The organism is Legionella sheltonii (genome assembly GCF_026191355.1).
In the GTDB taxonomy this organism is placed as follows: Bacteria; Pseudomonadota; Gammaproteobacteria; order Legionellales; family Legionellaceae; genus Legionella; species Legionella sheltonii.
This window is the reverse complement of the sequence record NZ_JAPHOQ010000011.1, coordinates 63,756-78,694: the sequence shown is the minus strand read 5'-3', so window position 1 is coordinate 78,694 and position 14,939 is coordinate 63,756. Positions and strand designations below refer to the sequence as shown.

The following is a 14,939-nucleotide window of genomic DNA, read 5'->3' as shown; positions in this document are numbered from 1 at the left end:
AAAATATGGCCTGGACAGATGGGGTAAAGAGTCCCTTCTCCGTTTGGGGAGAAGGTGCCCATTAGGGTGGATGAGGGTATTGGTTTAGGCTAATGAACCCTCACCCATAGCCCTCTCCCATGAATGGGAGAGGGGATTAACTTGTCCAGACTACAACTAAATGAGGAACTTATGAAACTTGCCAGTCTAAAATCAACATCATCACGCGATGGAGAATTATGCGTGGTCAATCAATCATTGACTCGTGCAATACGGGTACCTCAAATCGCACCCAATTTGCAATATGCCCTAGATCATTGGAATGCAGTAGAAGAGCAGTTACAAAAAGTGTATCAACAGCTTAATGAAGGACTTTTGGAGAATTCCTTTAGTTTTGATCCACAACACTGTGAATCACCACTCCCTCGTGCTTATCAATGGGCGGATGGCAGTGCTTATGTTAACCATGTTGAACTGGTGCGTAAGGCACGTGGTGCAGAATTGCCAGAGAATTTCTGGACTGATCCTTTGATGTATCAAGGAGGTTCTGATTCCTTTTTGGGCCCCAGAGATCCCATCTTGGCAGCAGATGAAGCATATGGCATCGATTTTGAAGCAGAAGTTGCAGTAATTACTGATGATGTTCCTATGGGCATAAACCATGAAAACGCAGGACAACATATTAAGCTACTCATGCTGGTCAATGATGTTTCATTGCGTAATTTAATACCAAATGAACTGGCAAAAGGTTTTGGTTTTTTCCAATCGAAACCATCCAGCAGTTTTTCTCCTGTAGCTATCACACCTGATGAACTAGGGTCTGAATGGGATGGTCAACGAGTGCATCTGTCTTTATTAAGTCATCTGAATGAGCAATTATTTGGCCAACCCAACGCGGGAATCGATATGACGTTTTCCTTCCCAAAACTGATTGAACATGCTGCAAAAACCAGAGTCCTTCGTGCAGGAACCATTATTGGTTCGGGTACAGTCTCTAATCTGGATCGCAGCAAAGGTTCATCGTGTATCGCAGAAAAGCGTATGCTGGAAACCATAGAGCAAGGTCAAGCAAAAACGTCTTTTATGCGTTTTGGCGACAGAATTCGTATTGAAATGCTCGATAAACAAGGCAACAGCCTGTTTGGCGCAATCGATCAAGTTGTGAAGCAGGTATAAGCGATGAAACTCTATGATTATTTTCGTTCCACGGCGTGTTATCGCGTCCGTATTGCTCTGAACTTAAAAAATATTGCCTATGAGAAAATAAATATTCACCTGGTGAATCATGGTGGGCAACAACATAGTCCAGAATACCGAGCGGTTAATCCCCAAGAATTAGTGCCCAGCTTAGAAATCAATCAGCGAGTGCTTAGTCAATCACTGGCCATAATCGACTATTTGGATGAAACCTACCCTAATCCTGCATTATTGCCTCCCGATCCTTGGGATAAGGCTATTGTAAGATCCCTTGCGTTAATTGTTGCTTGTGACATGCATCCGCTGAATAATTTAAGGGTTTTAAACCGCTTAAAAGAACAATTTCAAGCAGATGAAGCACAAGTCACAGAATGGTATCACCATTGGCTTAAAGCAGGATTTGACGCTTTTGAAATGAAATTACAACAGATAAAACGCAGTCCATCTTTTTGTTTTGGCGACACAGTGACCTTGGCCGATCTTTGTCTTATCCCCCAAGTCTATAATGCACATCGTTTTCATTTTGCTATGGACAACTACCCTCTTATCAATGAAATCAACGCGCATTGCTTGACACTGGAACCCTTTCAAAAAGCAGTTCCCGAGATACAATAATTGTTCTAGGTTGAGGCGAGGCCCAACCTAGATTACTGAGTCTTTTGTCAATAAGATTCTGTTTCAAAACCAAGCCTTCTTTAATTCTACCGTAACCACACCTTGCGGTGTTTTCTGCAGCATGCTCCAAACATTTTTGCATCGCTGTAAATGGCCAACTAGATAATTTTTACTGCTGCATTGATAGCGCACAGGCATTTGGTCATAAATTTTTCCAGAATTAATCGCCATACAATGTTCACCATTAGTCAGCTCTATGCCCCAAGGGTAAGTAAGCGACATATCTAATGTTTTATTTTGCTCATTATGCAAAGGTTCTTTCACTTTAATCAGGACACTGTCTCCAATCCAAGGAGATTGAGGGCATAATGCCTCTGTCCGCTCTGGTCCTGACTTAACAAAACAAGGATCATAAGTTTTGCCATCTGCCAGGCAACGCCAAGCATCTTCCCGCACAATTAATTGGGATTGAGAATAACATTCACCCATGAGTGTGTTTTTCACTTGCGGAATCGCTTGATTCGTCACGTCACCAAAGGGTCTATATAATTTTAATATCGTATCATCTGCTGCAGCCCCTAAAGAGCAAAAAAACAATGAGATACAGAACACTTTTCGCAACATAATGTTTCCTCAATGATAAACCTAGAAAAAGCAGTTGAGATCAAAGCACTTTCATTCTGATTTGGAATTATCGTAATGAAGCAAGAAAATCAACATGTTTTAGCACTCAGATAGTAGAAATGCTGATAACCCCAGTGTATCATCTCATTTTTAGTTAAAGGTATCTATACTTCGCGAAGCCACAAATCGGGGATTGGCATTGCCCAGTCTCGCTAACCAAACGAATTCTTCAATCGGGAAATGCTTGGTGTAACGCAACTACTTGCGCTGTATTAATAAGCGTACATCGACTGATAGAATTTAAATGCACCCTAACTGTGCCTTTGTGAGTGCGCAAAGTATACTCAGAGTGAGGAGTAAAAAAATGAGTGAAGTTTTTACCATAAAGCAGTGTTTAGATGGTGAAATCAGCATTGATGAACACGTTACCGTTAGAGGTTGGGTTAAGACTCGCCGCGACTCCAAAACGGGTTTATCTTTTGTTAGCTTACATGATGGTTCTTGTTTTGCTCCCATTCAAATCGTAGCAACTGATAATTTGGACAATTACCTTGATGAAGTCACCAAACTGACGGCTGGATGTTCTATCATTGCTTCTGGAAAATTGGTAGCCTCTCAAGGTAAAGGCCAAGCATTTGAAATCCAGGCTGACTCGATTAAAGTAGTAGGTTGGGTAGAAAATCCAGATACTTATCCTATTCAAGCCAAACGACACACACTTGAATTTCTGCGTGATGTAGCCCATCTACGACCACGTACTAATACGATAAGCGCGGTAACGCGAATTCGTCATTGTTTGTCACAAGCCATACACCGCTTTTTCCACGAACAGGGTTTCTTTTGGATACATACCCCCATTATCACTTCCAGTGATTGTGAAGGTGCTGGTGAAATGTTCCGCGTATCGACCTTAGACCTTTTAAATATCCCTAAAAATGAATACGGCCAAATTGATTTTAGTAAAGATTTTTTTGGAAAAGAGACTTTTCTCACCGTTTCAGGACAGTTAAATCTTGAGGCGTATTGTATGGCCATGTCGAAAGTATATACTTTTGGACCGACTTTTCGTGCTGAAAACTCAAATACAAGCCGCCATTTGGCTGAATTCTGGATGATTGAACCTGAAATCGCCTTTGCCACCCTACATGATATTTGTACTTTAAGCCAAGAAATGTTGCGTTATTTATGCAAAGCAGTTCTGGATGAGCGTGCAGATGATATGGACTTTTTCAATCAGTTTGTCGCTCCAGGATGTGTTGAACGACTAGAACACATTGCGGATTCTGATTTTGAAATCATGACCTATACTGATGCTATTAAAATATTGGAACAATGCGGCCAATCATTTGAATTTCCGGTTAGCTGGGGATTGGATTTACAATCAGAACATGAACGTTATCTGGCAGAAATCCACTGCAAAAAACCGGTGATACTGACTAATTATCCTCAGGAAATTAAAGGCTTTTATATGCGCCTAAATGATGATGAAAAAACCGTTGCTGCTATGGATGTTTTAGCACCTGGAATTGGTGAAATCATCGGCGGCAGTCAACGTGAAGAGCGCCTGGATATCCTGGATAAGCGCATTGAAGAATGCAATTTAAATAAAGAAAGCTATCAATGGTATAGAGACTTACGTCGATATGGTACGGTACCCCATGCAGGATTTGGCTTGGGCTTTGAACGCTTGGTCAGCTATGTTACAGGCTTAGCAAACGTACGCGATGTCATTCCTTTCCCACGCACACCAGGGCATGCAAACTATTAAACAAATCTCTTGCTGCATAGGTAATTTGTAGCCTGGGTGAAGGCGTCAGCCGTACCCCAGGCGATTTCAATGCAACCAATTAGGTTCCTTGATTTAGAAATCTTATTCCCGCTTTGCTCAGAAACCCGGTTTTCGCGTCGCTCCACCCAGGCTACATACGAAGGTCTATACTTGCTCAGATTATAAATTTGAAGGAGCTTTATTTTCAGGCAGGTTATACTCTACTGCTTCGATTTCCTCAATAATGATCGGTAATTGAGGGGCTTTAATTTTTGAACTTTTATTTCTTAAAAATCGATGAGGATTTACAGCCCCCATATCGACCAAATCATAAGCTGCTTTATCTTTTTGAATTCCATCGAATAAACTTTTCTTGGCTGCGGCTGGTTTATCACTACCAACCCCCTCCTTCTTTTTAAACATTTTTGTTTACTCCTCTTTCTGTTGATAACCTGAATCAGTAATCATTGAAAATCAGATAAAAGACCGTCGCCCAGCACTAAAACTCGATCCATTTGTTTTGCCAACTGCTGATCATGAGTCACAATAACCAAAGCCGTATTCATTTTTCTATTCAGCTCCAGCATTAAATCAAACACTTTTGTTGCCGTTGTCTGATCGAGATTGCCTGTAGGTTCATCAGCTAGTACGCAGTAAGGTTGATGTACCAAAGCTCGAGCTATGGCAACGCGTTGCCGCTCGCCTCCTGAAAGCTGAGCCGGTTTATGTGTTTTTCTTTCTTTAAGTCCAACATCATCCAACATTTTACTTGCTTCAGCCGTAGCATCCTTTACTGAGATATTCGCTAACAGCAGAGGCATAGCAACATTTTCAAGTGCGGTAAACTCAGGTAACAAGTGATGAAACTGGTAGATAAATCCCAAACCTTGATTACGTAATCGGCAACGTTGTTTTTCATTTACTTTTTGCCAATTCACATCCTTAATTAATACATCGCCAGTGGTTGGTTTATCCAACCCGCCCATTAGATGCAATAAGGTGCTTTTCCCAGATCCTGATGGACCAATAATTGCCAAACGTTCGCCTTTAGCAATCGACAAATCGATTCCTCGCAGCACTTCTATTTTAGAAGCGCCATCATTGTATGATTTACATAATTTTGTAGCATTTAAAATAATATCACTCATAATGCAAAGCCTCCGCAATCACTGTTTTTGAGGCACGCCAGGCAGGATAAATTGTTGCGAGAAAGCTCATGAATAAAGCCATAACACAAACGGTCCATAGATCGCTTACCATAATCTTAGAAGGTAAATAATCAACAAAATAAATACTGGATGACAAGACCTTGAAATGAAACCAGGATTGCAGATGGTTCACAATTGTGGTCGCATTTTTAGCCAATACTAATCCACCCAGCAAACCAAAAAATGTACCCACGACTCCTACCATCATTCCTTGTACGATAAATGTCCATAATATAGTAGAAGGGGTCGCACCAATGGTTCTCAAAATGGCAATTTCTGCTTGTTTGTCATTAACAACCATCACTAAAGAAGAGACCAGATTAAATGCGGCTACGGCGATAATGAGCAATAAAATCATAAACATCATCGTCTTTTCCATTTTGACAGCCTGAAAAAAAGCACCGTATTGCTGTGTCCAATTACCGACCTGATATTCTTCACCCAGCAAATGAGCTAATCGAGAGGTCAATTCAGGTGCCTGGTACACGTTATCTATTTTCATTTTGATCCCAGTGACATCATCACCCATTTGCAATAACTTTTGGGCATCTCCCATATTGATAAATGCCAACTTGGTATCAAAATTAAACCCAGAGCCCGCAGAGAAAACACCAACTACTGTAAATCGCTTAAAACGAGGAATCATTCCAGCAGGAGTCACGGTTGCTTGAGGGATCATCACAGTGACCTTATCACCAATCATCGTGCCCATGCTGTCTGCGAGACCTCTACCCAAGATAATGCCAAAATCTTTTAAATTGCTTAGACTCCCGGCCAGCAATTTATCTTGTAAGTGACTCATCTTTTCTTCTCTTTCGGGCAATACTCCCGTTAAGACAATGGGTAAAACTTGCCCTTCATGCACCATTAATCCCTGTCCGCCCACATAAGGAGCTAATGCTTTAATTTCGGGAACCGTTTGAATCTTTTTAGCTACCTCAGGCCAATTATCGAGTCGCTCATTGGGACCAGATACCGTAATTTCAGGGGCCATACCAAAAAAACGGTTATGTATTTGCTCATCAAAACCATTCATTACTGATAAAACAGTAATAAGAACCATCACTCCTAAGCCTATACCCAGCATGGAGCTCAGAGAAATAAAAGAGACAAAATGATTCTTTTTTCGAGAACGCGTATAGCGTAAGCCCATAAAAAGAGCTAATGGTTTATACATAATTGCTATTAGTTAGAGTTAAAGTCTTATTGTAGAGAAAAAATCATCCAAGAGATATACCTCATAAGCAGTTCTGCTGTTTTATTGTTTCGTCATCAGATAACCCACATACTTATCCACAGAATTTGTGGATATTTATACGCAGTCAGGCACGATCTAAGGGATGCTCTTAAGCCATTAATTCTACAAATTGTGAATTATATTGAGTTACAGTAAACTGTTTTATCAAAAATAATTACAGGAGTATCTAATGGCTTCATCACCATTCCAGGTAAAAAAAATCATTCTCAGTGATAAGCTTAGAACCTTAATTAAGACACCTCACGTTTGCATTGATGACATTAATGCAGTTTTGGATGCAGAACTCAATACTGTTCCAGGAGGAAAAGCACTCGATCAATTAACTGATTTCATTCATTTAGTTACGTTCATTCGTTTAAAACACTTTTCTGATCCTATTAGAGCACTACAAATATTTGCGGATAAAAATACAACTCCAGAAACAGCAAAAGCCCTCGTTAAAGCGATTAGAATGGCCCCAGCACAAGATGATAAAATTTATGAGCTCATCTGTATTTTAGCTCAAAATGAAAAGCTGGCACGCTACTCCGACATAGCCCATGTTACCCCACTCCGTTTTGCCATGATCGTAAATAAACTCGGGACTGAAAGGGAGCCCACATATGTGGAGGAAGAATGCAATGAATGGTATTTGCTGTTTGACTTATTTGGTCTTTGTAAAAATCTACCTCACGATTTAATTCCCTTATTTGCAAAATATTTATGCACTACAAATCCTTCAGCGGAGGATCTTCAAGCTCTTAGATTATTTTTAAATCATTTAGATAAACTCAAGCTGTTACACTACGAAATAGTAACCGTGATGCTGCCCCAGCTAAATAATAAAAGGAACATAGAGAAGCTCCAATCCCTGCTGCTTTTTTTACAAAAAAATGATTTGCTCCATCCTCAAGTTTTAGACAATGCACTGCCTTGGTTACATCATTTAGATGTGCTTAAGAATTTCTTCTCCATTTATAGTGAAGAACTGCAATCCGCGAGCTCATGTCGAGAAGCATTAGAAAAACTCCCCCTATATTGCCAACTTTCTATTCCTGATGCCAGCAATTTTGATGATGTGGTGACTAAAAACACCCCCTTACACCTGGCGGTTGTCCAACGTAATCCGTTGAGTCTAAAACAAGCATTAGGCTTAGCGAATTCCAAACTCCTCTTAGCCACTTCATATGAAAATACAGCCTTGCTATTGGCGTGCAAACTGGCTGATAAACAATCTGCACAGCTTATTTTGGCACGAATGCGCGAATTAGGCTGTGATGTAAATCAGGCGGATCACCACGGGATGACCGCGCTTCATTGGGCAAGATTATATCATTTCGATAGTTTAGCTATGGAACTTATTGCTGCAGGCGCCAATGAAAAAATAAAAACCGCAAATGGGAAAAGCAGCTCCTATTTCGCAAAACACCAATTTACCCTCGTAGATTTCAAAATAGAGGGGCATGAAATTATTGAAGATAATTTCAAATTAAAAAATTCTGCTTTAACCGATATTGCCTTTCATGCAGATAAAATAGCCTTAAATTTAAAATTAACCAGCTCCGATGAGATCATGGATTTGTATCAAAGCGATGAGGGAGCTCAAATTCGTTCCTCTAATCGTTTTAACTTATTTTTTAAAGCATTTCGTACTCGATTAATTGAATGGCTAGGAAAACAAAGAGAATTGGATTTAGAAGCCGGTCAATCAGCAGCTGCTCGCTCAACTCCTGGTTAAGAGAGGTATAGACCCTACCTCATCAGGGAGGATGAGGGGATTAATGGCGACACATGAACCTTCAAGCCTAACCCTCTCCCATGCATGGGAGAGCAGAAACTTCCTTTCCAGGGTTTACCGCACCAAGGAATAAGAAGAAAATACTGATTAGTGTCTTTTTAATAAACTACCAGTTATCCTATATAACATTTTGTAAACCCGCTAACAGGTAAGGTAATTTTTATGAATCCTAGCTCTTGGTATTTTCCTTCACTCATTGCTTTATGTCTTTATGGTGCCTGGGGCTATTGGGGCACCAGAGCATCAAGTTTTATCAATCCTCTCTCCATTACCTTTTATTCCAGTATCGGCGTATTAATTTCAGGCATCATCGCCTTGGTATTACTTGATTTTAAATTGGATCTTTGTCCCCGCGGGGGAACGTATGGGTTATTAAACGGTTTAGCGAGTGGTATTGCCTGTATTTTTTTCATTTTGGCGCTACAAAATGGACCGACGATGCCGGTAGTGCTCGTCACATCGATGTACCCTATGATTACTCTATTATTATGCGTCGTGTTTCTAAAGCAAGGATTAACATTCAAACATGGATTAGGAATGGTCTTTGCGATTCTTGCGTTAATTTTACTTGCGACAGAATGATTGGTGATTGGTGCCCAGGGCCGGAATCGAACCGGCACGGGGGTTAAGCCCCGAGGGATTTTAAGTCCCTTGCGTCTACCTGTTTCGCCACCTGGGCAATTACTTTATGGAGGCTGAGGCCGGAATCGAACCGGCGTACACGGCTTTGCAGGCCGCTGCATGACCACTCTGCCACACAGCCTCATTTGCTACTTCTAATACGTCTATCTCTTAAAGCTCTTAAAAAAAAAGCGACTTTCTGTGTCGCTTTAATTTGGAGCGGGAAACGAGACTCGAACTCGCGACCCCAACCTTGGCAAGGTTGTGCTCTACCAACTGAGCTATTCCCGCGTCTCTACGGGGTGTGATTCTACCGAAATTTAACACCCTGTCAATAATAAAATTAATTTTTTTTCGTTAATTCTGGCCAAGCAATCGCCAAGTAAATAATCATCGACCAAATCGTTAAAATTGCGGCCACATACAGTAAGACAAAACCAAAAATACCACCCCAAGTATCTAACGAATTAAAAGCCAACAATAAAAATAACGCGACCATTTGTAAAAAGGTTTTTATCTTGCCGACATAACCGACGGTCACACTGGCACGCCGACCAATTTCAGCCATCCATTCCCTTAATGCTGAAATAACAATTTCCCGTCCAACAATTACAATAGCGGGAATAGTAATATAATTAATTTCCTTAGCGCCTACGAGCAACAGTAAGCTCGTAGAAACCAATAGTTTATCGGCAACAGGATCAAGAAAAGCACCAAAGGGGGACATCATCTTCAGTTTGCGTGCCAAGTACCCATCTAACCAATCTGTAAAACTTGCTGCAGCAAAAATACTGGCTGCCAACATATGTGCAAATGAAAACGGCATATAAAATACGATAACTAATACCGGAATCAGCACGATACGCAGCAAAGTTAATAAATTAGGTAAACTGGTTAATGTACTCAAGGTTTGATACTCCCTTTACATATGACTAAATAAAGCAACTCCCGTTTCCATGAATCACTGCCATTAGGTTAAGGAGTTTCCCTTCTCTCCATGAGGAGAAGGTGCCTCAAGGGCGAATGAGGGTATGATGATGGCCGATGAACCCTCACCCCGTCCCCTATCCCACGAGCGGGAGAAGGGATCCTTTAGCTTAACGACAATGGTCCTATGAGTGTCCCTATAAAAACGTACCCTAGGTGACGCAAAAAACGTACACCCGGAATTCTGCAGTTTTTATTTTTCATACCCACACAAAAGCAAATAGCTATAGATGCAGCTAACTCTCTTTGGATAAATTTAAAAAATCCGCTACCTGTTTATAATCATCAAATACGGCTACTGCTCCAGCTGCCATAAGGACAGCTTCTTCTTGTTGATGATAAATATCTATTCCTACCGCGGTTACTTTAACACTTTTTGCCATTTCCATATCGGTAAGAGAATCACCTATCATCAAAGTTGTCGCTGCAGTTGCGTCGTATTCTTCAATAATTTCTTCTAACATTTGTGGACAAGGTTTTGCTGGTACTTGTCCTGCAGAGCGAGTAACTTTAAATAGTTTATCAAGGCCTGCAGCCTGCAAAGCACGAGACAAGGATTGATGTCCTTTATTGGTTGCAACCGCCAGATTTATCCCGGCTTCATGTAATTGATAGATCAGTTCACGAACACCAGGCATCAAACAGACATCTGCGGAACGAGAATGCATAGCCAATTGCACTGCCTGTAATAACTGTTGATGTTGTGGTGCAGCCAAGTGCGGATAAGTCTTTTTTAAAGCCTGTACCAAACCTAAATCAACAAATTTTCTCGCCTGATTGGGGTCAAAATCGCCAAATCCTAGCAAATTCGCTTCTGTAGCAACAACATGTAAAACTATTCCCAAAGTATCCGCAATAGTACCTTCCCAGTCAAATACTACCAAATCATATGGATTGCTCATTGCTCACTACGCTCCTCGCACGTAATTGTTTTAGTGCGGTAGAAAAATGATTATCTGCATCAGCTTGAAACAAATGCTTTGTGCCATTTAATTCAAATTGAATCGATCGTGCGTGTAAAAAAAGACGATGATGTTGATTATCTATCCCTTCTACATCTCCTGCAAGTGCCCCATATTTTTTATCCCCGACTATAACATGTCCTAAATGGGCGCTATGTACACGAATTTGATGCGTACGCCCGGTTTTAGGACTGGCCTCGACCCAACATGCCTGTTGATAATTTTCAAGAAGTTTAAATACCGTTTCAGAAGCTTTTCCTTCTTCTTTAACGGACACAATGCGCTCACCTGATTTTAAAGTATTTTTTTCAAGTGCAGCACGCACGGTGACTTGTTTTTTACCTTCCCAGCGATGAGTCAATAAGGTCCAATATGTTTTTTGCACCTCACGTGCCTCAAGTAATGCATGCATTGCCCTCAAGGTACTTCTTTTTTTAGCTAATAAAAGACATCCCGAAGTTTCTTTATCAAGGCGATGGATCAATTCAAGATAAGTTAAATCGTTTCGGGTTTTTCTCAACGCTTCGATTACGCCAAGACTCAAACCACTTCCACCATGAACCGCAATACCTGCAGGCTTGTTTATAACCAAAAAACAAGGGTCTTCAAAAATGATGCACTCTTTCAATCGCTTGGCCAAAGCATCGCCCACAAATACCTCTTTTGATTCGGAAACCCGAATTGGAGGAATACGAACATTGTCCCCGGCATGTAATCGTGAATTGATTTGTGCTCTTTTTTTATTAACTCGAACCTCACCACCACGGATAATTCTGTAGATATGACTTTTGGGAACACCTTTTAAAATACGAATCAAATAATTATCCAGACGTTGCCCTTCTTCTTCATTACTGATTTCTCTATAACTTACTTTACTCATTTGTCAATAAACCTGTTTGCTGGGCGTGATTTTTTTGGTATGATCGCCTGTAGCGTGGGAAAATTTCCATGCAACCGAATTATAACGCATTTAAATAAAAAAAGCGTAACTATTTACTTTAAAGTATATGCTAATCATTGAGGAAGAAGGGCTTTGGCCCATCTAAATGAGTGATTATTTGTTAAATAGAGTTACATAAAAATAGCGCTTCCATTTAAGCATAAGATATAAGGAAGCGACCCAATGCCAGAGATAAATTGACCATATTTTTGACAGAAACCTACGCATGCCAGACATGCTTTATACCGATTACGAATTATTTCAGGGCTTTCGCACGCCTTTGGCTTCCTATTTCAACCCGTTTGGTTTGTAATCAGTATATCTCACAGTATGCACCTCTCATCAGACCTCTTTCGAAACTCGCTGCAGAGCGACAAATGCTAGGAGGAACGGAGCACAGAACCTCAGTGTACATGTCCGTACACAAGGATTCTGTTGAACAGGGTACATGTGTAACGTCTGTTTATAGGGCCATGGGTTCGCCTAAAGATCACATCGCTTATTGTTCAATCCCAGGTGCTACTGATCGATTACCTACTTGCGGTGAAAACCCCGGATTTTCCAATATTGCAACACAGCATACTGAGGTATGCCATGAAGCACAGAAAATCCAGACCTCAACCAAAAGCATCGAAATATCAGTAAATCCAATTGAACCTCTAAGGTATTTTGAGCCTTATATTAGGTTTTTTTCACGTTTCGCTAGATTGAGCCAAAAATGGCTTGATTTTCGAGTATCGAAGCGCAGCCTATACGAAGTAGGTGCGCATCGAAACGCAGAAAATCAAAACATTTTGGACATGATAATAGAAAGGTAAAGAGACCCTATCTCAACTTGAATGATGGCGCCCTTAATTATGGGGTAACAGATGGAAAAAATGTTAATCAATGCGATACAAACTGAGGAAGTTCGTGTTGCACTTGTTAAAGATCGTTATTTATTTGACCTGGATATTGAATGTCCTGGTGAAGTGAAAAAAAAGGGTAATATTTATAAAGCAACCGTCACCAGACGAGAGCCGAGTCTCGATGCTGTTTTCGTAGAGTATGGCTCTAAACGTCAAGGCTTCTTGCCACTTAAAGAAATCGCACCTGAATATTTAAGCAAAAATCCTGAAGAATTTGGCGATGAAAAACCACCCATCACTTCCTTAATCCGAGAAGGCCAGGAATTGTTGGTTCAGGTTGACAAAGAAGAACGTGGCAGCAAAGGAGCCGCGCTAACAACCTATATTACCTTAGCAGGTTGTTACCTGGTTCTGATGCCTAATAATCCTCGCTCAGGCGGTATCTCCAGACGTATCGAAGGTGAAGAGCGTGACGAACTGCGAGAAACACTCAATGCATTGACTTTACCTGAAGACATGGGACTTATTATCCGTACAGCGGGTGTAGGCAAAAGCCAAGAAGAATTACAAGATGACCTGGATATGCTGTGCAATCAATGGCAATCCATCAAACAAGCTTATAATTCCGAACTTGCCCCTTCGTTGATTCATCAAGAAGGTGATGTCATCATTCGTTCTATTCGGGATAATCTACGTAAGTCCATCAGCGAAATCATCATCGATGATCAGATTTCTTACATTAAAGCCAAGCAATATATTGAGCGAGTAAAACCAGAATTCTTACCTAACTTGAAGCTCTATAACAGCAGCATCCCTCTGTTTAACTTCTATCAAATTGAAAGTCAGATAGAGACTGCATTCCAGCGTCAAGTGATGTTGCCGTCTGGAGGTGCTTTGGTGATCGACAGAACCGAGGCTCTGGTTTCAATTGATGTCAACTCAGCTAAAGCAACAGGTGGAGCAGATATCGAAGCAACTGCATTCAATACCAATATTGAAGCAGCCGACGAAATCGCTCGCCAGTTACGTCTACGTGACTTGGGTGGTTTAGTTGTTATCGATTTCATTGATATGAGCTCCAGTAAAAATCAACGGGATGTAGAAAATCGTCTGAAAGAAGCATTACAAGCTGATAGAGCACGTATTCAAGTCGGACGAATTTCTCGCTTTGGTCTTTTGGAAATGTCGCGTCAACGTCTGAGATTATCACTAGGGGAAAGTGCTCAGGAGGTGTGTCCACGTTGTGAAGGACGAGGTACTGTTCGTAACATTCAGTCTCACGGGTTGGCAATTACACGTCTTATTGAAGAAGAAGCATTAAAGGAAAAGACCGCTGAAATCCAAGTACAGCTTCCTGCAGAAATGGCGACCTTCATTATGAATGAGAAGCGTAATTTCATTAAAGACATTGAGAAAAGGCATAGTGTTTCAGTAATGATTATCGCCAATCCTTACATGCACTTACCACAGTACTCAATCACTCGTCTAAAAGAAGATAATGTCGGTAAATCGAAAAAGCCTAGTTATTCTTTAATCCAGCAGCCTGAATTACATGTTCCCGGTAGTGAGGTTGATAGTTCTTTACGAGATGAACCTGCAGTCAAACCTTTGACTGAACATCAACCGGTAAAAAGCGCTCAAACCAGCTTTATCAAGCGCTTATGGTCCAGTTTATTTGGTGGGCATACAGAAACTTCGGTTTCAGTACCACAAAGTCAGGCTAAAAGAATACCAGGTCGTCATCAAACTCAGGCAAAAACGCCTAAAGGTTCCGGCGGTGACCGCAGATCGCAAAATAGAAGACGTCGGCCCAGTGGTAACCAACAACAAAGAACCAGTGCGGGTAATAATCCAACTGCTTCTAACCAGAATCGTAGAAGAACAGGCCAACAGCAACAAGGAAATATCAAACCGGTTGTTAAAGGAGATGGCCAGAAAAAAAGAGAGTCTGCAGTAAAAGAATAAAGCTGCCCCATCAGCCCGAGGACACAAGAGATCTCACGCGATAGCACGATGTTATGACGGGAGATCCCTCGTTGTACTCGGGATGATGGCCAAAAGTCCCCTGTTTTACGGCCTTGTCTTCACCCCGGCTACAACTCAGGTGCCATTCCAGGAAGGGATACTCCACGAATAAAGGACTCACCTTCAATGG

13 protein-coding genes and 3 tRNA genes are annotated in these 14,939 nt (G+C 41.1%); 6 read left to right on the top strand and 10 right to left on the bottom strand.

Annotated elements, in window-relative coordinates; translation table 11 throughout:
- The first annotated feature begins 171 nt into the window (after positions 1 to 171).
- Positions 172 to 1,155: a fumarylacetoacetate hydrolase family protein gene (locus tag OQJ26_RS13330; protein ID WP_265704347.1), complete on the top strand. Its 984-nt coding sequence runs from the start codon at positions 172 to 174 to the stop codon at positions 1,153 to 1,155.
- Between the two features lie 3 nt (positions 1,156 to 1,158).
- Positions 1,159 to 1,791, top strand: coding sequence for a maleylacetoacetate isomerase (gene maiA, locus OQJ26_RS13325; RefSeq protein ID WP_265704250.1), 633 nt, complete (start codon positions 1,159 to 1,161; stop codon positions 1,789 to 1,791).
- A gap of 63 nt (positions 1,792 to 1,854) precedes the next feature.
- Here the strand turns inward: maiA and OQJ26_RS13320 are convergent, their stop codons facing one another.
- Complete coding sequence (locus OQJ26_RS13320) at positions 1,855 to 2,415, bottom strand: hypothetical protein (RefSeq protein ID WP_265704249.1); 561 nt, start codon at positions 2,413 to 2,415, stop codon at positions 1,855 to 1,857.
- Positions 2,416 to 2,779: 364 nt separating this feature from the next.
- Here OQJ26_RS13320 and asnS point away from each other — a divergent pair, with 364 nt between their 5' ends.
- Positions 2,780 to 4,183 (top strand): asparagine--tRNA ligase, encoded by a 1,404-nt coding sequence (gene asnS, locus OQJ26_RS13315; protein WP_265704248.1) that lies wholly within the window; start codon positions 2,780 to 2,782, stop codon positions 4,181 to 4,183.
- A gap of 180 nt (positions 4,184 to 4,363) precedes the next feature.
- Here the strand turns inward: asnS and OQJ26_RS13310 are convergent, their stop codons facing one another.
- From OQJ26_RS13310 to OQJ26_RS13300, 3 genes are read right to left on the bottom strand one after another with little or no spacing between them, the layout of a single operon-like run.
- Entirely contained in the window at positions 4,364 to 4,606 is a 243-nt protein-coding gene (locus OQJ26_RS13310) for a hypothetical protein (RefSeq protein ID WP_265704247.1), read from the bottom strand.
- Positions 4,607 to 4,647: 41 nt separating this feature from the next.
- Positions 4,648 to 5,331: a lipoprotein-releasing ABC transporter ATP-binding protein LolD gene (lolD, locus tag OQJ26_RS13305; RefSeq protein ID WP_265704246.1), complete on the bottom strand. Its 684-nt coding sequence runs from the start codon at positions 5,329 to 5,331 to the stop codon at positions 4,648 to 4,650.
- On the bottom strand, positions 5,324 to 6,568 hold the full coding sequence (locus OQJ26_RS13300) for a lipoprotein-releasing ABC transporter permease subunit (protein WP_265704245.1): 1,245 nt from the start codon (positions 6,566 to 6,568) through the stop codon (positions 5,324 to 5,326). Before OQJ26_RS13300 ends, lolD begins: the two co-directional genes overlap by 8 nt.
- A gap of 250 nt (positions 6,569 to 6,818) precedes the next feature.
- On the opposite strand from OQJ26_RS13300, the gene ankQ reads away from it, so the two are divergent.
- Complete coding sequence (gene ankQ / locus OQJ26_RS13295) at positions 6,819 to 8,366, top strand: Dot/Icm T4SS effector AnkQ/LegA10 (protein ID WP_265704244.1); 1,548 nt, start codon at positions 6,819 to 6,821, stop codon at positions 8,364 to 8,366.
- 222 nt (positions 8,367 to 8,588) lie between these two features.
- Positions 8,589 to 9,008: an EamA family transporter gene (locus tag OQJ26_RS13290; protein ID WP_058387253.1), complete on the top strand. Its 420-nt coding sequence runs from the start codon at positions 8,589 to 8,591 to the stop codon at positions 9,006 to 9,008.
- A gap of 8 nt (positions 9,009 to 9,016) precedes the next feature.
- Here OQJ26_RS13290 and OQJ26_RS13285 read toward each other — a convergent pair.
- The 6 genes from OQJ26_RS13285 to OQJ26_RS13260 form a co-directional block, all read right to left on the bottom strand.
- Positions 9,017 to 9,105, bottom strand: a tRNA-Leu gene (locus OQJ26_RS13285).
- A gap of 10 nt (positions 9,106 to 9,115) precedes the next feature.
- Positions 9,116 to 9,189 (bottom strand) — tRNA-Cys (locus tag OQJ26_RS13280).
- Between the two features lie 73 nt (positions 9,190 to 9,262).
- Positions 9,263 to 9,338: transfer RNA gene (locus OQJ26_RS13275), tRNA-Gly, on the bottom strand.
- Positions 9,339 to 9,390: 52 nt separating this feature from the next.
- Positions 9,391 to 9,954, bottom strand: coding sequence for a CDP-diacylglycerol--glycerol-3-phosphate 3-phosphatidyltransferase (gene pgsA, locus OQJ26_RS13270; protein WP_265704243.1), 564 nt, complete (start codon positions 9,952 to 9,954; stop codon positions 9,391 to 9,393).
- 316 nt (positions 9,955 to 10,270) lie between these two features.
- Positions 10,271 to 10,936 carry an HAD family hydrolase gene (locus tag OQJ26_RS13265; protein WP_265704242.1) on the bottom strand — a complete coding sequence of 222 codons (666 nt, stop codon included), beginning with the start codon at positions 10,934 to 10,936 and terminating at the stop codon, positions 10,271 to 10,273.
- Positions 10,920 to 11,876: an RluA family pseudouridine synthase gene (locus OQJ26_RS13260; RefSeq protein ID WP_265704241.1), complete on the bottom strand. Its 957-nt coding sequence runs from the start codon at positions 11,874 to 11,876 to the stop codon at positions 10,920 to 10,922. Before OQJ26_RS13260 ends, OQJ26_RS13265 begins: the two co-directional genes overlap by 17 nt.
- Positions 11,877 to 12,805: 929 nt before the next feature.
- Here OQJ26_RS13260 and OQJ26_RS13255 point away from each other — a divergent pair.
- Positions 12,806 to 14,749 carry an Rne/Rng family ribonuclease gene (locus OQJ26_RS13255; protein WP_265704240.1) on the top strand — a complete coding sequence of 648 codons (1,944 nt, stop codon included), beginning with the start codon at positions 12,806 to 12,808 and terminating at the stop codon, positions 14,747 to 14,749.
- Positions 14,750 to 14,939: the final 190 nt, after the last annotated feature.